This is a genomic window from Acidimicrobiales bacterium, assembly GCA_041394265.1.
Classification (GTDB): Bacteria; Actinomycetota; Acidimicrobiia; order Acidimicrobiales; family SZUA-35; genus JBBQUN01.
This window is the reverse complement of the sequence record JAWKIO010000005.1, coordinates 1,909,981-1,933,564: the sequence shown is the minus strand read 5'-3', so window position 1 is coordinate 1,933,564 and position 23,584 is coordinate 1,909,981. Positions and strand designations below refer to the sequence as shown.

24 protein-coding genes and 1 pseudogene are annotated in these 23,584 nt (G+C 65.8%); 12 read left to right on the top strand and 13 right to left on the bottom strand.

Annotated features, from left to right (window positions below):
* The first annotated feature begins 122 nt into the window (after positions 1-122).
* The 3 genes from R2733_09470 (at position 123) to R2733_09460 (ending at position 1,307) form a co-directional block, all read left to right on the top strand.
* Positions 123-347: a hypothetical protein gene (locus R2733_09470; protein ID MEZ5376725.1), complete on the top strand. Its 225-nt coding sequence runs from the start codon at positions 123-125 to the stop codon at positions 345-347.
* A 75-nt stretch (positions 348-422) separates the two neighbouring features.
* Positions 423-911, top strand: a complete 489-nt coding sequence (locus tag R2733_09465) for a hypothetical protein (GenBank protein MEZ5376724.1) — start codon at positions 423-425, stop codon at positions 909-911.
* 96 nt (positions 912-1,007) lie between these two features.
* The gene (locus R2733_09460; protein ID MEZ5376723.1) at positions 1,008-1,307 is read left to right on the top strand and encodes a hypothetical protein; all 300 of its coding nucleotides are present in this window, start codon (positions 1,008-1,010) and stop codon (positions 1,305-1,307) included.
* A 30-nt stretch (positions 1,308-1,337) separates the two neighbouring features.
* On the opposite strand, the gene dnaB is transcribed toward R2733_09460, so the two are convergent.
* The 9 genes and pseudogenes from dnaB to R2733_09415 all read right to left on the bottom strand — a co-directional run bounded on the left by dnaB (position 1,338) and on the right by R2733_09415 (position 9,969).
* On the bottom strand, positions 1,338-2,711 hold the full coding sequence (gene dnaB / locus R2733_09455) for a replicative DNA helicase (protein MEZ5376722.1): 1,374 nt from the start codon (positions 2,709-2,711) through the stop codon (positions 1,338-1,340).
* A 164-nt stretch (positions 2,712-2,875) separates the two neighbouring features.
* A complete protein-coding gene (gene rplI, locus R2733_09450; protein MEZ5376721.1) occupies positions 2,876-3,328 on the bottom strand; it encodes a 50S ribosomal protein L9 in 453 nt (150 codons plus the stop codon).
* 149 nt (positions 3,329-3,477) lie between these two features.
* Positions 3,478-3,732: pseudogene (gene rpsR / locus R2733_09445) on the bottom strand (30S ribosomal protein S18).
* Positions 3,732-4,202: a single-stranded DNA-binding protein gene (ssb, locus tag R2733_09440; GenBank protein ID MEZ5376720.1), complete on the bottom strand. Its 471-nt coding sequence runs from the start codon at positions 4,200-4,202 to the stop codon at positions 3,732-3,734. Before ssb ends, rpsR begins: the two are co-directional and overlap by 1 nt.
* Before the next feature lie 20 nt (positions 4,203-4,222).
* Positions 4,223-4,555, bottom strand: coding sequence for a 30S ribosomal protein S6 (gene rpsF / locus R2733_09435; GenBank protein ID MEZ5376719.1), 333 nt, complete (start codon positions 4,553-4,555; stop codon positions 4,223-4,225).
* 307 nt (positions 4,556-4,862) lie between these two features.
* Positions 4,863-7,121 (bottom strand): transglycosylase domain-containing protein, encoded by a 2,259-nt coding sequence (locus tag R2733_09430; GenBank protein MEZ5376718.1) that lies wholly within the window; start codon positions 7,119-7,121, stop codon positions 4,863-4,865.
* Positions 7,122-7,263: 142 nt separating this feature from the next.
* Positions 7,264-7,659, bottom strand: coding sequence for a DUF5318 family protein (locus R2733_09425; GenBank protein ID MEZ5376717.1), 396 nt, complete (start codon positions 7,657-7,659; stop codon positions 7,264-7,266).
* A 34-nt stretch (positions 7,660-7,693) separates the two neighbouring features.
* Entirely contained in the window at positions 7,694-8,965 is a 1,272-nt protein-coding gene (locus R2733_09420; protein MEZ5376716.1) for a hypothetical protein, read from the bottom strand.
* Complete coding sequence (locus tag R2733_09415) at positions 8,965-9,969, bottom strand: histone deacetylase (protein MEZ5376715.1); 1,005 nt, start codon at positions 9,967-9,969, stop codon at positions 8,965-8,967. Before R2733_09415 ends, R2733_09420 begins: the two co-directional genes overlap by 1 nt.
* A gap of 152 nt (positions 9,970-10,121) precedes the next feature.
* Between R2733_09415 and R2733_09410 the strand changes: the two genes are divergently transcribed.
* The 8 genes from R2733_09410 to trxA all read left to right on the top strand — a co-directional run bounded on the left by R2733_09410 (position 10,122) and on the right by trxA (position 18,026).
* Positions 10,122-10,865, top strand: coding sequence for a GNAT family N-acetyltransferase (locus R2733_09410; protein ID MEZ5376714.1), 744 nt, complete (start codon positions 10,122-10,124; stop codon positions 10,863-10,865).
* Positions 10,866-10,957: 92 nt separating this feature from the next.
* Positions 10,958-12,937 (top strand): hypothetical protein, encoded by a 1,980-nt coding sequence (locus R2733_09405; protein ID MEZ5376713.1) that lies wholly within the window; start codon positions 10,958-10,960, stop codon positions 12,935-12,937.
* Positions 12,938-12,943: 6 nt separating this feature from the next.
* Positions 12,944-14,605 carry a serine/threonine-protein kinase gene (locus R2733_09400; protein MEZ5376712.1) on the top strand — a complete coding sequence of 554 codons (1,662 nt, stop codon included), beginning with the start codon at positions 12,944-12,946 and terminating at the stop codon, positions 14,603-14,605.
* A gap of 35 nt (positions 14,606-14,640) precedes the next feature.
* Positions 14,641-15,198, top strand: a complete 558-nt coding sequence (locus R2733_09395; GenBank protein ID MEZ5376711.1) for an RNA polymerase sigma factor — start codon at positions 14,641-14,643, stop codon at positions 15,196-15,198.
* A gap of 4 nt (positions 15,199-15,202) precedes the next feature.
* A complete protein-coding gene (locus R2733_09390; protein MEZ5376710.1) occupies positions 15,203-16,162 on the top strand; it encodes a hypothetical protein in 960 nt (319 codons plus the stop codon).
* A 48-nt stretch (positions 16,163-16,210) separates the two neighbouring features.
* On the top strand, positions 16,211-16,555 hold the full coding sequence (locus R2733_09385; protein ID MEZ5376709.1) for a hypothetical protein: 345 nt from the start codon (positions 16,211-16,213) through the stop codon (positions 16,553-16,555).
* Between the two features lie 67 nt (positions 16,556-16,622).
* Positions 16,623-17,597 carry a thioredoxin-disulfide reductase gene (trxB, locus tag R2733_09380; GenBank protein ID MEZ5376708.1) on the top strand — a complete coding sequence of 325 codons (975 nt, stop codon included), beginning with the start codon at positions 16,623-16,625 and terminating at the stop codon, positions 17,595-17,597.
* A 108-nt stretch (positions 17,598-17,705) separates the two neighbouring features.
* Positions 17,706-18,026, top strand: a complete 321-nt coding sequence (gene trxA, locus R2733_09375; GenBank protein ID MEZ5376707.1) for a thioredoxin — start codon at positions 17,706-17,708, stop codon at positions 18,024-18,026.
* 283 nt (positions 18,027-18,309) lie between these two features.
* On the opposite strand, the gene R2733_09370 is transcribed toward trxA, so the two are convergent.
* Both R2733_09370 and R2733_09365 read right to left on the bottom strand, forming a co-directional pair.
* The gene (locus tag R2733_09370; protein MEZ5376706.1) at positions 18,310-19,134 is read right to left on the bottom strand and encodes a ParB/RepB/Spo0J family partition protein; all 825 of its coding nucleotides are present in this window, start codon (positions 19,132-19,134) and stop codon (positions 18,310-18,312) included.
* 61 nt (positions 19,135-19,195) lie between these two features.
* The gene (locus R2733_09365; GenBank protein ID MEZ5376705.1) at positions 19,196-19,942 is read right to left on the bottom strand and encodes an AAA family ATPase; all 747 of its coding nucleotides are present in this window, start codon (positions 19,940-19,942) and stop codon (positions 19,196-19,198) included.
* A gap of 1,396 nt (positions 19,943-21,338) precedes the next feature.
* Here R2733_09365 and R2733_09360 point away from each other — a divergent pair.
* Entirely contained in the window at positions 21,339-21,785 is a 447-nt protein-coding gene (locus R2733_09360) for a hypothetical protein (protein ID MEZ5376704.1), read from the top strand.
* Between the two features lie 227 nt (positions 21,786-22,012).
* Here R2733_09360 and R2733_09355 read toward each other — a convergent pair whose 3' ends face one another.
* A complete protein-coding gene (locus tag R2733_09355) occupies positions 22,013-22,606 on the bottom strand; it encodes an RsmG family class I SAM-dependent methyltransferase (GenBank protein MEZ5376703.1) in 594 nt (197 codons plus the stop codon).
* A gap of 29 nt (positions 22,607-22,635) precedes the next feature.
* Entirely contained in the window at positions 22,636-23,583 is a 948-nt protein-coding gene (gene jag, locus R2733_09350) for an RNA-binding cell elongation regulator Jag/EloR (protein MEZ5376702.1), read from the bottom strand.
* Position 23,584 lies beyond the last annotated feature (1 nt).

Sequence of the window (23,584 nt, the reverse complement as noted above, 5' to 3'; positions counted from 1 at the left end):
GTGTGGAGGGAGTGGTGACCCCCGCTCGTATCCCGATACCGGTGTGGGCGATGACCACCGGTGTGCTCATATCATCGGTTGGCCCTCCCCGTGACTTGAGGGCTGATTCGAGAACTTTTGCGATGATCTACGCCCAAGACCCCAACTTGCTCGGCGACAACCTCTTGGCCTGGCTCGTCCTCGCCATCGGGGGCGCACTTTTCGCCGGCACGGCCATGGCAGTGCTGCGGCCACCGGCCGAAACCAAAGAGGGCCAACTCGCCCGAGCACCCATCGGCCGAAGCATCGTGCAGATGCTGATCGGCTTCGTCGCCAGCGCCTGGGCCCTCGCCACCCTCCTGGCGTGAACGACCCTGCCAGCGTGAACGACCCTGGGTCGATACCGATCGGGGAGGCGCCTTCATCGACAACCTCCCCACCGAATGGAGTACGGAGCACAGCTCGACACCATGACCAGTGATTTCGTCTCTATGCCGAGCGTGAGGGGCCAGCTCGTTCAGGCGTTGGCCACACTGGCTGATCCGCTGTGGCAACGCCAGACGTGGGTGGGGCATCAACCGCCGTGGGATGCGGTCTCCGACTTCGATACCGATGTCGGCGAGCTGTATGACGGGGTGTCGGTACTCCCCGACCCTCGCCAGATGCTCGGCCGCGTTCTCCTGAATGAGCACGAGGTCGAAGCGATCGCCCGACTAGGGCGCGCGATCGACGCCATTCACAACAAGTACGGGAAGGACACCACTGGCCGCGACGCAGAGATCATCGAGGACCCGTTGTGGCCCGAGGTGCTCGACTCGGCACGAGCCGCGTTGGCAATGCTTCTCAATCCACGAATCTTCCAGGTCCGATGGTTCCAGGACAATCATCACACTCCCTATGAGGACGATCCTCATCCGTTGGACGAGAAGTGACGTTGATCTGAATCCGTGCCCTGGGTGGACTTGCCTGCACCCCTCAAGCGAGCATGCACAACCGCCGATAGGTACAGCGACGAAAGGCCAGTCGCTGTGAGTTCGATCGCGCAAGAAACCAAGGAAGCGGTGCATGCCGCCGGCCGATCCACCACTTCGACAACTCGCCGCCGAGTCGTCGCAGAACCGCAGACCGTTCCGGCGCGTCGCATCGTGGCCGACGATCGAGCGTCACGCACCACCGCGCTCGTGTTCCAGGCAGTGCTGTTCTGTGCCATGTGCGTGTCGCTGCTCGCAGTGATCCAGCAGGCGAGCAGCACCGACTCGAGCCACTCCTCGGTGAGCGGCACCGGCGTGAACGATGCGCCACCGGCCGTCTTCGTCAACGCCGACTGAGCACCGCACGTTCGCGGTCGAGCGGACCAGCTAGAACTCCGAGCGGGCCTGGTCGCGACTGCGGGCCATGTTCTCGAACCGGGTGTAGTGGCCCAGGAACGCCAGCTTCACGTTCGCGGTCGGGCCGTTTCGGTGCTTGGCCACGATGACCTCGGCGATGCCCTTCTGGTCGGTCTGGTCGTCATAGACCTCGTCGCGATAGAGGAACATCACGCAGTCGGCGTCTTGCTCCAAGGCGCCCGACTCACGAAGATCGCTCAACATCGGTCGCTTGTCCTGGCGTTGCTCCAGACCACGGTTGAGCTGAGCCAGCGCCACCACGGGCGCCTCGAGCTCACGAGCGAGGATCTTCAGGTTTCGACTGATCTCCGACACCTCGACCTGGCGGGACTCGGCGTTGGAGCGGCCCTGCATGAGCTGGATGTAGTCGACTACCACCATGCCGAGCGACCCGACCCGACTCTGTAGCCGGCGAGCCTTCGCCCGAATCTCCATGACCGAGGTGTGTGGATTGTCGTCGATGTAGATCGGTGCCTCGGCCAGTCGACCGACGGAATGGCTGATGCGATTCCAGTCGGACTCGTCGAGCCGACCGGTCTTCACCCTGGTGGCATCGACCCGGGCGTCGGAACACAGGATTCGTTGCGAGAGTTCGATGTGGCCCATCTCCAACGAGAAGAACAGCACCGGTTTCCCGCTCTTCATGGCCGCGTTCGTGCACATGCCAAGCGCAAACGCCGTCTTGCCCATGGCCGGACGGGCCCCGACGACGTAGAACGCATTGGGCTGCAGGCCCGACAGCAGTTCGTCGAGGTCGGTGTAGCCGGTCTCGACACCGGTGATGGTGTCGCCCCGCTCGTAGAGCTGCTCGAGCCGATCGAGGTTGGTGGCCAGGAGATCCTTGATCGGCACCGTGGTGTTGGCCACCCGACGCTGGGCGACGTCGAACATGCGCGCCTCGGCGTCGTCGACGGCCTTGACCACGTCGTCGGGTATCCCGTAGGCCATCTCGGCGATCTCGTTGCTGACGGCGATCAGGCGGCGCAGCAACGCATGCTCTTCGACGATGCGGGCGTAGTGCGCGGCGTTGCCGATCGCAGGGGTTCCCGCCTGCAGGTCGATCAGAAGTGAGGGGCCGCCGATGGCCTCGAGCAGATTGGCTCGACGAAGTTCCTCGGCGACCGTGACCGCGTCGATCGGTTCACCTGCGGAGTACAGGCTGAGAATGGCTTCGTAGACATGGCCGTGCGCCGGACGGTAGAAGTGCTCGGCCTCGAGCACCTCGACGGCGTCAGCGATCGCCTCACGGCTGAGCAGCATCGCTCCGAGGACAGCGGCCTCGGCGGCGGTGTTGTTCGGGGGGAGGCGGGTCGTCGGCGACGGAGGGGGACCATCGTCATACATGCGCTCATCCTTGCTCACGCCAACTGTGGATCACCAGAGGCGCAGTCTGTGGAAAACCTTCGTTGGTCTGGGGAAATCGGACGCCGTTGGGGATAGGTCTGTGGAAATCGGGGCGCGACTGTGGAGGAGGACCTGCACGCAGGCCCTCCTCCGACTCGTCGGAATCAGAGTGCGACGACCTCGACGGTCACCGGGAACTGCACCTCGGGGTGGGGGTGCACGGTGACACTGTGAGCGCCGAGGCTACGAATGCCATGGCCTTCGTCGAGGGCGATCAGCTTACGATCGAGCTCGACCCCAGCCTGCTCACGGATGGCATCGGCGATGTCGGAGGACGTCACCGAGCCAAAGAGCTTGCCTTCGCCACCAGCGCGCATAGCGATGGTGATCGGCTTCGACACAAGCGCCTTGGCGACCTCTTCGGCTGCCTCCCGCTCGCGAGCGTTGCGGACGGCCCACGCCTTCTTCATGGCCTGCGCTTCGATCTCGACGCCCTGCGAGGCCTGGCGAGCCAGACCCTTGGGAATGAGGTAGTTGCGGGCGTACCCATCGGCGACCTCGACGAGGTCACCACGATTTCCGAGACCGGAAACCTGCTCATGCAGAACGATGCGCATCAGTTCTCCTCGGTGGTCTCGTTGTCGTCGGCATCGACAACGTTCTCGTTCGGCTCGTCGGACTCATTCGACGGACGACGATCGCCGCGGTCGGGACGGTCGCCCCGATCGGGACGGTCGGAACGGGTGCGGCGCTGGGTGGTGACCCGGCTCGTGTAGGGCAGCAGGCCCATTTCGCGTGCGTTCTTCACGGCCGTGTTGATCACACGCTGCTGCTGTGAGTCGTTGCCGGTGATGCGACGACCACGGATCTTGGCCCGGTCGGACACGAACCGGCGCAGCAGGTCGGTGTCTTTGTAGTCGACGTACTCGATCTTCTCGGTCAGCAGCGGGCTGATCTTCTTCTTGCCGCGGCGGCCCGAGTCCTTGGGCTTGGCCCGGCGTGGGCTCTTCGTCTTTGCCATCAGAAAGGCTCCTCATCGGGCTGGTAGGCAGGGGGTTGTTGTTGGTTCTGCGGAGCGCCGAACGATCGGCCCCCACCGGCGCCACCCGAAGGTGCACCATCGCCGCCTTCGCGGCGCTCGTTGCGGGTTGCGCTGGCCGTGGCCCAACGCAAGCTGATGGCGACGTCGTCGGCGACGACCTCGACCTTCGACCGCTTGTCGCCCTCGGGGGTCTCCCAGGAGCGCTGATCGAGTCGACCGGTCACGGTGACTCGTGTACCCCGAGCGACCGATTCCGCCACGTTCTCTGCCAGTTGACCCCAGCAGGTGACGTCGATCCACGAGGTGGCCTCTTCCCATTCCTGGGTTTGGCGATTCTGCCAACGGCGCGACACGGCGACACCGAAGTTGGCGACCGGCTGTCCGTTGGGCGTGAACCGCAGTTCGGGTTCACGCCCGGCGTTGCCGGTGATGGTTACTGAATTGTCCATGGCCATGAGGGAACTCCTCGTCAGACCGTTGCTGCTGCGAGGCCTCGACGATGGGCTTCGGGAAGCGGCAGACGGATGAACTTGTGGCGGATGACTTCATCCGCGAGTCGCAAGGTCCGGTCGATCTCGCTCAGGGCGTTGGGGGCGAGGAACTCGAGGACGAGGTAGAAGCCCTCGTTCTGGTGCTTCATCTCGTAGGCGAAGCGACGAACGCCCCACTTGTCGATCTTCTCGAGCGATCCGCCCACCTCTTCGGCCATCTTGCCGAGATTGTTGGCGGTGGTCTGCACGGCGGACTCCTCGGTGTCTGCCGTGAAGATGATCATGAGTTCATAGGCTCGCATTGCAAGCATCAATCTCCCTGTGGACCCGGGTATTCGCCGGGGCCCCGGATCTCGGGGCAGGGTCTGTGGCCGAGAGACGGATCCCTCGACGGATGACCAAGCGATGCTAGCGGGCATGTGGACAACCTACACAGGCCCTCTGACACCGTCGTTCCTCGGCCCTGGGGCCTCGGCACTTACCGAGTTGTTCGCTGCGCTCACAACATCGCGCCGCTGGACCAACCCAGAGGCCCTGGGGCCTCGGCACTTACCGAGTTGCTCGCTGCGCTCGCAACATCGATCCGGTGGAACATCGATCCGGTGGGCTGCGAGCTGCTCAGTCGCCGGAGGCGGACGTGGTCGTCGATTCCGGTGGTGGCGTCGTCGTGGTCGTCGGCGCCGTGGTGTCGGGCGTCGTGGTGGAGGTCGTGCCGTCGTCTCCAGGGGCCGTGGTCTCGGTGGTCTCGCCTTCCACGGTGGTCGTGGTCTCCTCGGGAGGCGGCGGTTGGCACGGTTCGGTGGTTGCCGATGTCTCGCCCTCGGAGGTGGTGTCAACCGACGGATCACCCTCGCCTGGCACCGTGTCGGCCACCACGCAGAAGGGCAGTGTGGTCGTGGTCGACAGCTCGGGGTTGAGCAGCTGACCACCGAAGTTGCGCTCCATCGGCAGTTCGCACGGCGGCGCGTTCTCGGTTGCCCGGGTCATGAACGCCGACCAGATCGACGCCGGGAAGTCACCGCCGTGGACCTCGATGCCACGCACGTTCTCCATGGTTCGGACCGGCTCGCCGGGACCACCGGTGTATCCCATCCACACCGCGGCGGTCAGGTTGCAGGTGTACCCGACGAACCAAGCGTCGCGAGCGTCCTGGGTGGTGCCGGTCTTGCCCGCGGCGTCGCGACCGAATGCGGCGTTGCTCCCGGTGCCTGACGAGATCACCTGGCTCATGGCGTAGGTCACCTGGCGGGCGATCGAACCATCGAGCGCACCGGCCAGATCGGGCACCCGTTCGGGGCCGTCCCCGCATGTGCCGTCGTGTGGGTACCAACACACCGACCCGTCCGGGAGCTCGATCCGCTCGATGAGGACCGGATCGAACCGATCGCCCTGGTCGGCGAAGGTGGAGTAGGCGGCCGCCATGTCGAGCACCGACACCTCACCCGAGCCAAGGACCAAGGCATTGACCGGGTCGAGGTTGGTCGAGACACCGAGCCGCTCGGCCATCTCGACGACGGCGGTGGGCCCCAGCTGCACCATGAGTTGGGCGTAGACGACGTTGGACGACACCCGAAGCGCGTCGACCAGTGAGCGATAGCCGTTGCTGCTTCCGCCGCCGCTCACCACCCAGTCGGCGCCGTTGTTCGCCCCCGGCAGTGAGATGGTCGACGGTGCCGGGAACAGCGAATCACCCGAGATGCCGGCTTCCATCGCAACGGCCAGCGCGAAGGGTTTGAACGACGAACCCGGTTGGCGGCCGGAGCCGCCGCCGTCTCGCCCAGTCGCCAGGTTGACCTGCGAGGTGGCGAAGTCGTAGCCACCCATCATGGCCACGACCCGGCCGGACTCGTCGATCGCCACGAGCGCCGCCGACGGGTCATCGGGGTTCACACGAGGATCGACCACCTCGGTCACGCTGGTGAAAGCAGCCTGCTGGAGCGCCGGGTCGAGCGTCGTGTAGACCTTCAGGCCCATCGTGTAGAGCCCGCCATCGGGATAGAGCTCGGCCAACTCTTGGCGGACGGCCTCGACGAAGTATTCGCTGCCCTCGGCGCCACGGACCGCCACCGGTCCCGTGCGATCGGGGGCGGCAATCGTGATGGCGGCGAGATCGGTGGCGGACGCCGCCGCCGCATCATCGGCGGTGATGTAGCCGTCATCGGCCATCAGGATGAGCGTCACGTTCATCCGGCGAGCTGCCTCGACGGGATCCTCCTTCGGATCGGCCGAGTTTGGCGAGCGGATCAGGCCGGCCAGAAAGGCCGCCTCGGGCAGGGTGATCTGCTCGACGTTCTTGCCGAAGTAGTTCTGCGCAGCCGCCTGGACCCCGTAGGCCCCACGACCGAAGTAGATGCGGTTGAGGTAGCGGCGCAGGATCTCCTGCTTCGCTCCCGCCCCGTCGTACTGGTTTGCCAGTTCCCGTTCGAGCTTGATGGCGAGCGTGGCCTCGCGCACCTTTCGAACCAGTGATGCATCGTTGCCGACGTACGTGAGCTTCACGTACTGCTGCGTGATGGTCGATCCACCCTGTGACGCCGACCGCTCTCGGATGTCCTGGTAGAGCGCCCGAGCGATGCCGAGCGGGTCGACACCCTCGTGGGCGAAGAAGTCCTTGTCCTCGGTGGCGACGACGGCTTGGATCAGGACCGTCGGGATCTGCTCATAGGTGACGATCTGACGATCCTCACCAGCCGAGAACTGGGCCATCGCCACATCGTTCGTGCACTCGGCACCATCGGTGCGGGTGACCTCAGCCGAACAGACGAAGGTCGTCTGGGCCAGTGAGGCGAAGTCATCGTCTTCGAGCTCGATGCCCGACAGCACGGCGATCGCCGTGAACAGGCCGCCCAGGCAGAACAAGCCGAACAGGAACACCACGCGCCGCAACCGCCACAACAGGTGGCGCTCTCGATTCGGAGTGGGTCCGGGGCCGGCAAGCACACCTCGTCGAGACGAGGAGGAACGAGACTTCGACGATCGCTGAGATGCAGGTGACAACGCGGTGGTTCCCGAGAGGCGTTCAGTTGGCCGACGGAGCGACGTCGCCGGCGAGGGCGAAGGACTCACGAAGGTGATTCCACCAACAGCTTCGACAGATCTCGAGGGAGTAGCAGGTGGTGGGCTTGCCGCGACGCCGCAACCGGGTCATCTCCCGTAGATCGGCGACGAGGCGTCCGCCCTTCGGCAGCCCGATCCCGAAGGCAAAGGTGACCGTGACGAGTTCGTCGGCGTCGCAAATGGGGCAGGGCTCGTCGAGCGGCGCGGCATGGTGGTGCGCCACGCGGCGCAGCTCCGGCTGGGCGTCACAGACCTCGGTGGCCGTTCGCCGCCCCTCGTGAAACGCCGTGACCGTTCGCTGGCGCGCCAACCGGTAGCTCACGACGCCTTCGTTGTCAGCGGCTTGCCAGCGGGGCATGGCGCTCCAGGGTAGCGACCCCGGTGCCCGGAGTTCAGGCGGGCCCTACGCCGCCCCAACGGCGGAGCTCGTCGACCGCTTGTTCCGGGGTCAACGGGCCCAACTCGATGCGCCGCTGTTCGAGAAAGGCAACCGCCTTGCCGACTGAGGGTCCAGGTTCGATCCCGAACGTCGACATGATGGTCTCCCCGTCGAGCGGTGGGCCGGTCGGCACCAGCGGTTCGTCGACGGCAAGTTCGTCGAGCGCCGAGCGCAGTGCCGTGGCGACGACAGCGGTGTTGTCGCACAGTCGCCCGATCGCCAGCACGTCATCCACCACCGCCAGATCGTTCCGAGCGTCCGCGACCAGACGACGGGCGCCGGCGGCGCTGACCTCTCGATCGCCGAGCGACTCGATCAGAGCGATGGAGCGCACGGTGTGGCGTCGATCATCGGTCGAGGCCCGCAACCGTCGAAGGACGCCCTCGGCGGTGTCGGCCCCGTGGGGCAAGAGCAGACCGATTCGTCGGCGGGATCGAACGGTGCAGGCGTCGACGAGTCGGAACGACGCCGAGATCGTGGAGGGCGCCGGCTCGAACCCCAGGACCCGTGGCAGCAGGCCGACGTCGTCGAGGAACTCGAGTCCCCGCCGAGGTTCGGCGACGTGCAGCAGCCGTTCCAGCTCGTCGTGCACTCGCTCGCGCGAGACGATGTCGAGCCGAGCGGCGAGGGACCGTGCCGCCTCGAGGAGGTCGGCGTCGGCCGTCAGTCCGAACCGTGGGAGGAAGCGAGCCGCGCGCAACATCCGCAGGGGGTCGTCGGAGAACGACACCCTCGGGTCGAGTGGTGTTCGCAGTCGACGGGCGACGAGATCGTCGAGGCCACCGAACGGGTCATGCAGTTGCTCGTCGACCAGCGAGACCGCCATGGCGTTGATCGTGAAGTCGCGTCGCGCCAGGTCGGTCCGAAGGTCGTGTCCGAAGGCGACCTCGGGCTTGCGCGAATCGGGGTCGTAATCCTCGGCGCGGTAGGTGGTGACCTCCACGTCGAACGGCCCGATCCGCGCCCCGATCGTGCCGAACCGTTCGCCCTGGGTCCACAGTGCCGAGGCGAACGGTCGCAGGAGTTCCTTGATGGTGCCGGGATGGGCCGAGGTGGTGGCGTCGATGTCGGCCGCGTCGCCATGCACTCCGAGCAGGGTGTCGCGCACGATGCCGCCGACCAGGAACAGTTCGTGACCTGCGGTCTCGAACGCACGACCGACGGCTCGCATGCCATCGATCGTCGGCTGGAAGTCCGCCGGCCGGTAGACGATCTCGCCTGGCATCAATAGCGAAAGTGCAGGCTGCGGACCATGTCCACGATCTCGCGTCCCGGACCACCCGACGTGGTCGACTCCCGGGGCACCTCGACGCCGACCGCGGCGCCCGCCACCGAGGCGGTGCAGTCGTAGAGGGCCTGGAGGTCGTAGCCCCCCTCGAGGAAGAGCAGACGACGCGACGCAGGCACGAGCGGCAACATGTTGGCCACGATGTCGGCGTAGTCGGCGGCGCTGTAGCCCAGGTCGGTGAGCGGATCGGTCTTGTGTCCATCGAACCCGGCCGAGACGAGCAGCCACGTGGTCTTGTGGCGTTCGATGGCCGGCGCGATCACCGTGGTGAATGCATGGCGCAGCACGTCGCCGGTGGCGAAGGCCGGTAGCGGAACGTTGATCGTCGTGCCTTCCCCTTCGCCTTCGCCGACCTCGTCGACGCGTCCGGTGTAGGGGTACCAGGGGAACTGGTGCACACTCACGAAGAGAACGTCGGGGTCGTCGTAGAAGATGGCCTGGGTGCCATTGCCGTGGTGGGCATCGATGTCGATGATCGCGACCCGCTCGCCTCGATCGGCGAGCGCTCGAGCGGTGACCGCGATGTTGTTGATCAGGCAGAAGCCCATCTGGGTGTTGGCCAGCGCATGGTGACCGGGAGGGCGGACCACCGACCAACCAACATCGGCCTCGCCACGGTCGAGCGCAGCCACCAGGTCGAGTCCCGCACCCGCTGCTCGCAACGCGGCGTGGTAGGAGTCCTTCGACACGAACGTGTCACCGTCGATCTGTCCGCCGCCGGCTTCGCAGAGTCGCTGCAACGAGTCCATGAGTGCCCCGGGATGCACTCGTTCGATCAGCGCTCGCGGTGCCTCGCTGGCCTCGATCCACGTGAGGGCGTCGTTGATGCCCGCCCCCTCGAATCCCTTGAGCACGGCGGTGAGTCGATCAGGTCGTTCCGGATGGTCCTGACCCGGGTCATGCATCCGGCACAGATCGTGGGTGGCGAGCAGCATCGACATGACTCCACGCTAGGTGGTCGGGCCGCTCGTGTCCCAGTCCTTGCGCCATCGCGGTCGGATGAATCCCCGGGATGACCGTCGCCACTCGGCGGCTTCCAGAACACCTCGTCGTTACCCCACGAACCCCTCCCAGGTGTCTAGCCTGAGCACCGGTGGACCATCTGCATGCGAACCCACACGGCGCCGGTCTCCGCCGGAGCTGGACCAAACCTGCGTCGTTCGTCGGCCTGCGGGTGGTGCCGTGGCGTGGCGATGTCCGCGTGGCGCTGGTCGGACCCCGGCGCGATGGTCGCCGACCGAGCACCCTCGACATCGTCCAGTGCCTTGGCGAGCTTGCCGAGCGTGGCGTCGGTCAGGCCATCACCCCGGCGCTCGGACAGATGGACGCCCAACCGTTCTTCGACGCCGGGTTCCGCTTGCACGAGCACCTCCACCTGCTGGCCCACCGACTTTCCGACGAGGTCCCGCCGTCGCGGCATCAGCTGTCACCCGGCCGGCCATGGCACCGCAGCGCGGTACTGCGAGTCGATGCCCAGGCGTTCGAACCCTTCTGGCAGTTCGACCGCCTCTCACTACGCGAAGCTCGACACGCCACACCGACCAGCCGATTCCGTGTCGCCTTCGATGGGCGTGATCTCGTCGGTTACGCCGTCACCGGTCGCGCCGGTGACCGCGGCTACCTTCAGCGCCTTGCCGTCGCTCCCGCTGCAGCAGGTCGGGGCCTCGGTACAGACCTCGTGCTCGATGGGTTTCGTTGGCTGAGAAAGCGCGGCGTCCACACCGTGATGGTCAACACTCAGGAACACAACCATCGCGCCCTCGACCTCTACGAACACCTCGGGTTCGAACGGCAGGACCCGGGCCTCGTGGTGCTCCGCTGGGATGCTGCCGCGTGAGTTCAGCGCGTGAACCTCGTATCCAACGGCACGCGTCGGCGCCAAGGGCTTGGTCTCGGACGGCCCGTGGGTTCCGAGCGTCGCTCATCGCCGTGCTCGCCCTGACCGTCGGCGTCCTGACCGTGGTCACCGCTCCATCGGTGGCGGGCGGCCAGACCGACGACACCGACACCACGACCGATTCCGATACCACGACCGATTCCGACACGACGACCGAACCTCCCGTCACGCCGCTCCGAGCCGGCGCACTCACGCTCCTCGACCAGTCGCACTACGTCGCCGCCGACGGTGACTTCGTGGCGATCCTGGGCTGGAACGGGCCCGTCGACCCTGACCTCACCGTGACCGTGACCATTCGGGGCAAGGTCAGCAGCGAGTCCCAGCTCGCCGCCGACACCGCCGTGCTGAACCGTCGCCCGGCAGTACCCCTGATCACCGTTCGCCAGCCCGATGGCAGCCTGCGTGTCGATCTCGCCGTCCGGAGCTTCTCTCAGACCTCCGACGACGATCGCGAACGGGTGTTGATCCCCGACCCTGGGGTCTATCCGGTCGTCATCGAGGTCCGCGACAGCGGGGGGACGGTGGCCTCGATCCGCACCTACCTCGTGCGCCTTCCCACCGAAACGGCCGAGATCGATCTTCTCCCGATCTCGACCATCCTGCCGGTCAGCTCTGCCGACGGACTCTCGGTGACCGATGTCGTCACGTTGCTCGACCGTCACCCCACGCTGCCGATCACGGTGATGCTCGAGACCGGGGTCGTCTCCGAGCTGCTCGACGATCCGGCCGCTGCCGATGCGCTGCGGGTCGCGCTGGCCGAGCGAACGCTGATCGTGGGCTCGACCCTCGACCTCGACCCGTCGGCTCTCGCCGAGATCGGGCAGGGCCAGCTCTTTCAGGAGTCGGTCCGCTCATCGCGTGAAGTCCTCCAGGATCTGGGGCTCGATCCGTCGGAGTCGACCCTGCCCATCGAGCCACCACTGACCGAGGAAGGCGCTCAGCTCCTACGTTCCCTCGGATTCACGACCGTGCTCACCTCCGACGGCGGGCCGTCCGGTCTCATCGATACACCGGCAGGCGCGGTGCGCGTCGCCGGGATCGATGAAGAGCTGACGTCCCTCCTTGCCAGTCGGACCGAGGCCGTCTCGGCCGCCCACAGCCTGATCGCTCGGCTGGCGCTGCGGGCCGAGACCGACATCACGCCGGTGCTCATCGGCGGCCCGTCGCTACGACAGGCGTCGCTGGCATCGATCGACGTCTTGCTCAACGCCCAGGAAGGTGGTGGCCTCCTCGCTCCGAACTCCCTGGCCGACTTCAGTCGCCTCAGCCCACCACTGGCCATACGCACGGTGGAGAACCCCGCCCAGGATCTGGCGCCGGTCGCCGATCTGGTGGCCGAGTCCCTCGGGCTGATCGACAGCTACCGCACCTTCCACGCCTCCGGTACGTCGGCACCCGACGTGTTCGTGAACGGCCTCTTCGCCGCACTCGGCCGTGACCGCAACCCGACGGATCGCGAGCTCGCGATTCGCCAGGTCGACAACCAGCTCCAGGCGTCGTTCGACGTGATCCGGATTCGCGAGGGCCAGTCGATGACGCTCACGGCCCGGCGCCTGGTAGTCCCTCTCAGCATCGAGAACGTGTCCAGCGGTGATCGTCTGGTGCAGCTTCGGTTCACCGCCGACAAGGTCGTCGTCGAGGAGGACGGCCAGACCTTCTTGATCCCTCCCGGCCTGACGACGCTCGACATCACGGTCGAGGCGAGAGCGCTCGGACTTTCACCCCTCCAGGTCGAGGCGTTCACGCCCGATGGTTCGCGCTCGCTGGCAGCAACCCGGCTGCAGATCCGATCGACCGCCGTTCCCGGTCTCGGACTCCTGCTCTCGGGAGCCGCCCTTGCCTTCCTGATCAGTTGGTGGATCATCTCGATCGGGAGAACACGCGCCCTCAAACACGACGCGGCACGCGCCGCTCACGCCGACATCGAGCCGACGCTGCCCGAACGCCTCGACGTCGGCGATGCGGCCGTTGGCGTTAACGTCGACGCCGACGGCACGTCCCAAACGATCTGATCATTGATGGACTCTGAGCACGCGCTCGGCGCGCAGATGAGAGCCGGCTCGATGCTGGCTGGGCGCTATCGACTGGTCGCGCCCATCGCCACCGGCGGAATGGCGCAGGTGTGGCAAGCCGAGGACACCGTGCTTGGCCGCCGCGTCGCGGCAAAGGTGCTCCATCCCCACCTCGCCACCGACCAGGCGTTCCTCCTGCGATTTCGACGGGAGGCCATTGCTGCGGCCCGGCTGTCCCACCGATCGATCGTCGGCATCTACGACACCGTGTCTGACGACGGCAACGAAGCGATCATCATGGAGTTGATCGAAGGGCGGACGATGCGAGCGGTCCTCGACGAAGCCGGTCCGATGCCGGTTGCCGACGTGATCGATATCGGTGTGCAGGTCGCCGAAGCACTCGGCGAGGCCCATCGGGGCGGCGTCGTCCATCGCGACATCAAACCTTCGAACATCCTGCTCTGCGCCGATCGTCGGGTGATGGTCACCGACTTCGGCATCGCAAAGGCCGGCGAGGACACCGATCTCACCGTCACCGGCACCCTGCTCGGCACGGCGAAGTACCTCTCCCCAGAGCAGGTATTGGGCGACGACGTCGACCCACGCTCTGATCTGTACTCGCTGGGCGTCGTGCTCTACGAGGCGATCGCGGGGCGGGCCCCCTTCCGGGCGGAGACCGACGCTGCCACGGCACTGGCTCGCCTCCACCAACAACCACGCCCGCTGCAAGAGTTCCGTCGCGACCTGCCAGCCGCACTCATCTCTATCATCGATCGTCTGCTGGCACGCGATCCTGCCGACCGATGGATGACGGCGATCGAGGCCCGCACGGCGCTGGCCGCCCTCGATCGTTCACCGGTCACGCCGACCACACCACCCGGGGCCAACCAGGACGCCACCCGGACGATCACCACCCCCGAGCCTCTTCCTTCTGTCGCACCAAGTGCGTCGATCAACGACCATGTGTTGAACGACCACGAGTTCGGAGGGAGCGAGTTCGATGATCACGAGCACTCCTTCCTCCGATCGGAGCAAAGTTGGCTGGTTCCCGCCCTGATCGTGCTGGTGTTGGCCGCCGCACTGGTGCTCGCCGGGATCCTGTTCACCACCAAGGCCAGCATCGACTTTGGTGGGGACACCCCAAGCGTCAGTGGCGACGAAACCAGTGAAACCACCGTGCTCACGCCGACCAACGAACTCGTCGAGGCCACCGTCGCCGGTCTGTCGACGATCGACCCACCGGCGCAGGGCGGCGACGGCGAGGAGAACGACGCGCTCCTCCCCCTGGCCATCGACGGTGATCGCAACACCGTCTGGCGCTCGGACCGTTACAACGGACCAGGGTTCGCTGGACTGAAGCCGGGGATCGGGCTCCTCATCGATCTCGGCGGTACGGCCCGGGTCAGCCAGCTGGATCTCGAGACGAATGGCGAGGGATGGGCGGTCGAGATCTACGTCGGCGACGACTTCAGCGGCCCGATCGACACCTGGGGAGAACCGATCGGCGGGGGCAGTGATCTCGACGGTCGAGAGTCGTTCGACTTCGACAGCGCCCGGGGTACCCAGCTGCTGGTCTGGATCACCGAACCCGGTACGTCGCCAGACCGCAACGACGACGGCATCGACGACTACCGATTCGAGCTCGAGGAGATCTCGGTCGAATCGTAGGCATCGACATCGCCTCGTAGGTCGACGCCTAGGCTCTGCGCATCGAACCCGCCGACGACGATCTCGTACGCTCCGCCCAGTCCGGCGACCGAGCGGCGATGGAGATGCTGCTGGCGCGCCACTACGACCGAATCTACGCCGTGTGCCGACGTCTGGCCGGCAACGATGCGGATGCTGCCGATGCGTGCCAGGAGGCGGTCATGGCCATCGTCCGTGGCTTGAGCCGATTCGACGGCCGGTCGAGCTTTCGTACGTGGAGCTACCGCGTCGCCACCAACGCCTGCCTCGATGAGTTGCGGCGCCGGTCACGCCGGCCGCTCTCGCTGGTCGAGAACTACGAGCCGGACAGCGACACACCGGGGCTCGACCAACAAGTCGCCGATCGGGTGACGCTCGACGACCTCTGGCTGCAGATCCCCGAGGAGTTCCGGGCACCTGTCGTCATGCGAGATGTCGCCGGCATGGACTACGCCGAGATCGCCGAAGCGCTCGACATCCCGCCGGGCACCGTACGCTCTCGGATCGCGCGCGGCCGGCGTCATCTCGCGAAACTGCTCGGGAACCAAACCATGACCGACGAACGTCAGAGCTGATGTCATGAGCCAGCACTGGGACGAACTCGCCTCCGCCCACCTCGACGGAGAGGCCACCGCCGAGGAGATCGCGCGCCTCCAGGCCGATCCCGCGGGGCGCGCTGCGTTCGACGAACTCGGCCGGATCGCGAGGGCCAACGCCGACGTGCCCGCTCCCCTGCCGGGCCAGCAAGCCCGGCATCTCGACGCCGCGCTCGCCTTGTTCGACCAACTACACGATCAGCCCGAAAGCTCGTCGGCCACCGTCCCGGCGGCCACCACGACGGAGGTGGCCGACGCTGAGGATCGCGCCGACGCGGGCGCCACGGTGGTGCCGTTCCGGCGACGGCGGACGACCACTTGGCTCGCCGGTGCGGCGGCGGCCGCCGCCCTCATCGCCGGCGTGAGTCTGGCCACCGTGCAGGGCCGTGGATCGTCGTCGCTCGACACCGAAACCGCCGAACCCGCTGCCTCACCGTCGTCCGGCGAAGCCCTCGCCAAGGCCACCGACGCCGATACCTCGGCCGAAATGTCCACCGCCATGGCGAGTGACGAGAGCGCCGGCGATGAGATGGCCGATGACGGGATGGCCGGCAACGACGAGGCAGAAGTTGCAGCAGGTGAGGCCGACGATGTAGCAGAAGAAGCTGCGACATTTGTCACACCCGAGGCAACGTCGACCACCATGGCCGCGGCGGAGGACACATCGATGCCCGTGGCCGTGATCGCTTCCGGTGACGACCTCTTTGCGCTGGTCGACCAACTCCTCGCCGAGGGCGCAACCACGGCAACATCCGGCAGCGATGCTCTGAGCGAACTCGTCGTCCGGTGCCCGAGCGAACTCGACGGCTTCGACCCGGCCGCAGCGGTCCCCGTCACGTTCGATGGTCGCTCGGCTGAACTGGTGTTCACCACCGAGCCACTCGATCGGGTGATGGTGCTGACCCGACAGTGCAGCATTCTCGCCGCCGACGAGCGTCGCTGACCACCAGAAACCGGCAATCGCCGCGTCGAGTGACTAGGATCGTCGCCGATGTCCGACGCAGAAGCTCGCTCCACGACCGTTCCTGCCACCTCAGGCGATCAGGATTGGCCGACCACGCTCACGGCCACCCTGGTTGGCTATGTCGACACCGTCAAGGGCGCCACCACGGGCAAGGCATTGGTCGCCTCCCGCATGGGGGTGTACTTCTTCCCCATCGCCCTGATTGCGATGGTGCTCGCCATCGTGCTGCTCATCCTCGTGGTGCGTCTGCTCGTTGTCGTCACCGGCTATCTACCGTTCGTCGACGAAGGCAACCCCTGGCTCGCCTACCTCGTGCTCGGCTCGCTATTCAGCGCCGTCGGCGGATTGCTGTGGCGGAAGAAGGACGCCTGATCCGGGGTTGAGGCAGTGAGTGGGCTGCGCCAACATCACCCAACCCTTGGCCCCACCCGGAGTACCAATGTCCGATAGCAAGATCCATGACGTCCTGATCCTCGGGAGCGGACCGGCAGGATTGACCGCAGCGATCTACACCGCTCGAGCGAGCCTCGAGCCGCTCGTACTCGAAGGTGAACCGTCGTCGACCGGCGATCAGCCCGGCGGGCAGCTCATGCTCACCACCGAGGTCGAGAACTTCCCTGGCTTCCCAAGTGGCATCATGGGGCCGGAACTCATGATGGGCTTTCGCGAGCAAGCCGTGCGCTTCGGCGCAGATGTGCGCACCGAGAAAGCCACGAGGGTGGACTTCTCGTCGCGACCATTCAAGGTCTGGGTCGGCGATCCAAACGCCTCCGATCCCACCTACCTTGCCCGCTCGGTGATCGTCTCCACCGGTGCCACCGCCCTGATGCTCGACCTCCCCAACGAGCAGCGGCTGCTCGGTCACGGCGTCTCGACCTGCGCCACGTGTGACGGCTTCTTCTTCCGCGACCACGACATCGCTGTGGTCGGAGGCGGGGATTCCGCGCTCGAGGAGGCGACCTTCCTCACCAAGTTCGCCAAGTCGGTGACCATCGTGGTCCGACGAGACGAGCTCCGGGCCTCCAAGATCATGCAGGACCGCGCCCTGGCCAACCCCAAGATCACCTTCCTGTGGAACACCGTCGTCACCGACGTCCTCGGCGACCAGTCGGTCGAGAAGCTGCTCACCGAGAACACCCAGACGGGCGAGACGGGTGAACTTCTCGCCACCGGGCTTTTCGTGGCGATCGGCCATCGACCGAATACGTCGTTGTTCGAGGGCCAGCTCGAGCTCAAGGACAACGGCTACCTGATCACCGACGCACCGACCTCTCGCACGAGTGTCCCGGGCGTGTTCGCCTGCGGTGATGTCCAGGACGACATCTATCGACAAGCAATCACGGCCGCAGGTTCGGGCTGCTCGGCAGCGATCGACGCCGAGCGGTGGCTCGAAGCCACCCACACCTCGGAATAGAACGACTCGCGTCGCCGGTTACCCATAAGTCCACGACAGCCCGTCGCGGCAGGCGTCGTCCCGCCACCATCGATCGTTATCCCACCGTCCCGGAAGGCACAGCCACTCATGTCAGAGAACATCACCAACCTCACCGAAGCGACCTTCGACGAGGTCATCAACGCGGCGGCCGAACCGGTCGTCGTCGACTTCTGGGCCGAATGGTGCGGCCCGTGCAAGATGATCGCCCCGATCCTCGAGGAGATCGCCGTCGAGCAGGCCGGATCGGTCAAGGTCACCAAGCTCAACGTCGACGAGAATCCTTCCATCGCTCAGCGCTACGGCGTCATGAGCATCCCGACCATGCTGGTCTTCCGTAACGGCGAGATCGACCGCAAGGTCGTCGGGGCCAAGGGCAAAGCCCAGCTCATCGAAGAGTTCGGCCTCTGATCTGGCCTGACCGCACACGATCGGACCACCACGATCGTGTCACGACACTCCCTTGATGACAGGGCCGGCTCCACTGCGGAGCCGGCCCTCGTCGCTTTTGCGTCCAGTCGGTGATGGGTGTTGTTTCTCGTGAAACAGCCGACCTCCCCATCGGGAGCGCTGTCGCTAAACACTCCATCACACATCGAACCTCAGGGTTACACACATCCTTGTCCACAACCTGTGTGTAACCGTCAACCTCGAAACCCTCAACGACAACTCGCGCGCCGAAAAACGTTTCACATCAGTCGTCGTCACTCCGAGACGAGTGGCCCATCAGCACCTGATAGATGCGCTCGAGATCTTCGAGGTCGGCAAACTCGATCGTCATCCGACCCTTCGACTTCCCCATCGCCACCCCGACCCGGGTGTCGAGGTGCGCACCCAGGAGTTCTTCCAACTCCAAGAGTGCAGCTGGCCGAGTCTGACCGATCGCTCGTTCCTTGCGCTCGGCGGGAGCCTCCGACGCCTCGTCGTCAGCCTGGCGTTGCCGAACCAGTTCTTCGACCTGGCGAACGTTCAGGCCGTCGTCGACGCAGCGAGCAGCAAGCTCCTGTTGGGCCGTTCGATCGGGAAGGGCCAGCAGCGCACGCGCGTGACCAGCGGACAACTCGCCACTCGCCACGAGCTTCTGCACCGAAGTCGGTAGCTGGAACAGCCGCAAGGTGTTGGCGACCGCCGACCGACTCTTGCCGACGCGCTTCGCCACCTCTTCCTGTGTCAGCGAAAAGTCGTCGATCAACTGTTGGTAGGCCGCTGCCTCTTCAAGCGCGTTGAGATCCTCTCGGTGGAGGTTCTCCACCAATGCGTGCTCGAGCGACGTCTTGTCGTCGGCGTCACGCACCACCGCCGGCACGGCGGCAAGCCCAGCTCGACGGGCTGCCCGCCAGCGCCGCTCCCCCGCGATCAGCTCGTAGCGGTCGGCGCCGGAGCGTCGCACCAAAATCGGCTGCAGCACACCGAGCTCACGGATCGACTCGGTCAGAGAAACGAGCGCCTCTTCGTCGAACCGACTCCGAGGCTGGAACTCGTTGGCAGCGATCGCCGAGATCGGCACCTCAATGAACACCTCATTGGATTCAGCGACCTTCTCGGTCGGAATCAGTGAGTCGAGACCACGTCCAAGTCCGCTACGCCGGTTCACCGACGACCTCCATTGCCAGATCTCGATACGCCAGGGCGCCTCGAGATGTCGGGTCGAACACGGTGATGGGTTGGCCGAAGCTCGGGGCCTCCGAAAGTCGGACGGTACGAGGAATCACCGACCTACAGACCTTCGAGCCAAAATGCTCCCGGACCTCCGAGGCAACCTGCGCTGCGAGGTTGGTTCGTGCGTCGTACATCACCAACACGATCGCCGACAGATCGAGCGAAGCATTCAGATTGCGCTTCACAAGATCGACATTCCGGAGCAGCTGGCCGAGACCCTCGAGTGCGTAGTACTCGCACTGAATCGGAACGAGCACCTCGTTGGCGGCTGCGAAGGCATTCACGGTCAACAGACCGAGCGACGGCGGACAGTCGATCAGCACCAAGTCGAAGTCGTCGGCGACCGAATTGATAGCGTTCTTCAATCGCATCTCTCGACTGAACGCCGGCACCAACTCGATCTCTGCACCGGCCAGATCGAGATTCGCCGGGGCGACGAACAGGTTGCGAACGGCGGCGGCCTCGATGGCGTCGTCGAGTGGCACGTCATGGAGTAGGACGTCATACATCGACGCATCAAGACTCCGGGGATTGATCCCGAGGCCGGTACTCGCATTGCCCTGCGGATCGAGGTCGACGATCAAGACTCGGTGCCCGAGTTCAGCGACCGCAGCCCCAAGATTGACCGTCGTGGTGGTCTTGCCAACACCACCCTTCTGGTTGGCCACGGCGATGATGCGAGGGCCGGCGCGATCGAGCGGTCGGGGTGCTGGAGTCGGCTCGCTGGCCGATTCGGGCCGAGACCCCCAACCCCGATCGACTCGACCGGGATCATCGGACGACGGAGACGGCGCTCCGGAATCGGGACTTGTAGGACGGAATGCCATCGAGCCTCCAGAGGCTGTGGTGTGGGAGCCACTCGGCGGCTCGACTGATCGGCTGGGTTGGGGGCGACTGGTTTGGGGCCGGGTGGGAGCAGGCGCGGTCGAGGCGTCGAGTCGATCCTTCCAACCCGACAGGGTCTCCCGGGTCGACACCGAAGGGGGTGTCGTGCCGGCCTGTTCAGCAGCTGACGACAGAGGACCTTCTCCCCCACCCATCGACCCCGGGTCGGCCGCCTCGGGTTCAGTGGGACTCACCGCTCCACTGTCGTGTTCTTGCGGCTCGGTCACGCCGTCCACCTCGGGCTCGCTTGGCGCATCGGACCGCTCCTTCGACCGCCTCCAGGGAATGAACTCAGACACCAATTTCCTCCTCGAGGTGGCGTCATGCCACGACACCTCCCGTGTTTCACGTGAAACATCGTCGGCCGCCGGACCGGCCTTCACGCTAGCCGCACTGACGACAGCATGCGCCCCAGGAGCTGTCATCACGTCCCTACTCGCCTGTGCTCATGCACGTGGTGACGGCGCGACCACCCCATTTGGCCCCTCCCATTGGCCAGCCTGCCGGCCGCATCATGCGTCTTCCCGGCTCGACCTGCACGGAGATGGCGGCCCACCCCGATGTGAGCGCACCCCTCATATCGGGACCAATCCGGTCGACACGCGAGGGCTACCTCCTCCTACCTCAAGCTGATCCGCTGAGTCCGTGGGTGCCGTGTCGATGCTCGCCCGTCACAGATCCAGCCCGTTCCTCGTTGGGCCGAGCAATCGAGCGGGGCAACCATCAGGCCGACCCCACAGGACGATCGGTAGGTCGTTGTCAGCAATCTCGCCGACAGCGGCTCCGGGGCGGTACTGATTCGTGCTGGGCCAGGCGGCTCGACAAGGAAGGTGAGGACCGCATCGACCGAGGCGCTCGGGAAGCCACCATGTCCGGGGTCGGCGGTGACGACACTCTCTGGCGGCGCCTGGTTGAACATCATCGAGCCAACGGTGCTGGCGTCCGGATGGGTGGCGACAGGGTTGGGTTGCTTGATGTCGGGTCGTCGCAAGCGCATGATCTGGTTACTGGACATGTCGACTGCTCCTGATTCTTGCTCATGCCAACTCGAGCTGTCGCTGGTGCGACGGGGCGCGGCGGCGGGTCACGAGCGGAAGGACTTCAGGGAACCTCGCGTGTGACCTATGAGCGAGTGCGTGGAGTTCTTGACGGCCTTGCCAATATGGTCAGGAGCGGAAGATGCCGAAGTGCACCAACCCACCGAGCAAGCTGTTTGCCCCACCACTCGAGAAGAGCGACGACGTCGGCGTCTGTCCGTTCTGCGGTCTGGAAGGCCTCATGTGGGTATTGCAGACAGTCGACGGGCAACTCTTCCTCATCTGTGACGAGTGCCAAACCGTGGGGTTCGAACCCGACAGTTGGAAGACCGCCAACCTTCATGGCCAGGTCATGATTTCTGAGGAGGGAGCTCCTCGCAGAACTGATGGCGGCCTACAGCTCTTCCTCGACGCAGGCAACACCAAAGCTCGTCCCGAGGCCGTGCGAGCGGCAACATGGGACAAGGACCTGCTGACCCACGCCGAATTGCGTGATCTGATCGTTCGTGGCCGCCGCGAGGTGCAGGACCACGATGGCTTCCACCCGTGGCTTGTCGGTCACCTCGGCTCAGCTCGTCCCGGTCTATAGAACTCGAAAGCAGCTGGAGTTCTCGATGACACTGGTACGCCTGTCGGCGACGGACCTGTCGGCTTGGGGCGAAACCGATCATGGGCGGGCGATGAAGCCGAAGGGCCGTCCGGCCACGTTGTCGTTCCCGGGCCCCAGGTGGAGGCAGCGGCGGCTTGGGCAGCACACACCTGCGTCGGGCAACGGCCGCGACGGCGACGGTGCGAGCGTGACAGCCCCCGACGTGTTCAGAACAGCGGCGAGCGCTGCTGGCGCTTGTGCGGGCGGGGAATGTCGCCCGGAGCGTCACCGAGTGCACGGAACACTGCGACATCGTCGGGCGCGTCCAGTTCTTCGAATGCGAGTTGCGACAAGGCACCGGCCGGCCACGAGCGTCCCCCCGGGGGTTCGCTGATGATGGCGAGGCCACCCGGTCGCACATAGCCCCGGGCGTTCTCCAACGTGATCGCCGGTGGACCGAAGCCTCGCGACACCATCACGTCGAACTGCTGTCGGTAGGACGGGTCATGGGCAAGGAGCTCGGCGCGCCCGACGGCGACCTGCACTCGATCGGCCATCCCGAGCTCGACCACGGCCCACGTCAGGAACGCACCGCGTTTTGTCGCGGCATCGAGCAGGACCGCGGAGAGGTCGGGCCGGTGCGTGAGGATCGCCAATCCGGGAATACCCCCGCCGGATCCGAGGTCGATCATCCGACGGGCGTCTTGGGGGAGCGCGGTGAGGTAGCGCTCGGCGTGCTCGATATGGGCGCGAATCGGGCCCGGTCCGAGGAATCCCACGGACCGGGCCCGATCGAGCACGGTGTCGAGTGTCGAGGTCATCGATCGACGTCCCTCGCCAGCGTCAAGGACTACTCCTCTTCGTCACGCTTCGCCGGCGACTCGGCCGGTCCGACCACCACGCGACGACGGGGTTCGGTGCCGGCGGATCGGGTGACGGCCCCGTCGATGTCGTTGATGGCGTCGTGCACCGTCTTGCGATCGGCTGCGTTCATGGGCTCGAGGACGACCTCGACCCCCTCGTCGATGGCACGCTCGGCTGCCGACTTGGCGAACCCGATCAGCGCCTGGCGCCGAGCTTCGCGATAGCCGCCGACGTCGACCTTGATTCGCATTGACGACGGTGCACCGCGCTGGGCGGTAACGCGAGTCAGTTCCTGGATGGCGTCGAGCGTGTGCGCCTTCGGTCCGAGCAAAAGGCCATGCTTGCCTTCGATCGACGCCATGAGATGATCATCCTCGACTTCGATGCTCACTGGCGCATCGATGCCGAACGCGGCGGTGAGACCGGTGAGGAAGGTCTCGACGGTGCTGGTCACTTCTTCCACTGGGCTCTCTTCCTGCTTGGGTCGGCTGTTGCCGCCGGATGCTCGTTGTTGGCGCTTGCCGCCATCGCGTCCATTGTCGCGTCCTCGTCCACTGCGACCGGAACGAGGCTCAGACGAAGTTACATCGTTGTCATTTGCCGCTCCCTTGGTCCGTGCATTGCCCTCATCGGCACCACCGTCGGGAGTCGGAGCTGACTGGCGCTTGGACTTGGCTGCCGGTCGCTCGGAGGTGGTGGCACCATCATCGGACTTCTTCGGACGCCGACGACGCTTGGCATCGTCCTTGGCTCGCGGCGCCTTGGGAGCGATCCGGGCCCGCACACGGGCCTCGCCGCGGACACGGCCGAACAAGCCCTGACGGGGCTCTTCGAGCACTTCGAACTCGACTTCGGTCTCGTCGACGCCGAGGGTGTCGAGCGCCTGATCCTTCGCCTCGTCGAGGGTCTTCGCTGCTGTTTCGATCCATTCCACG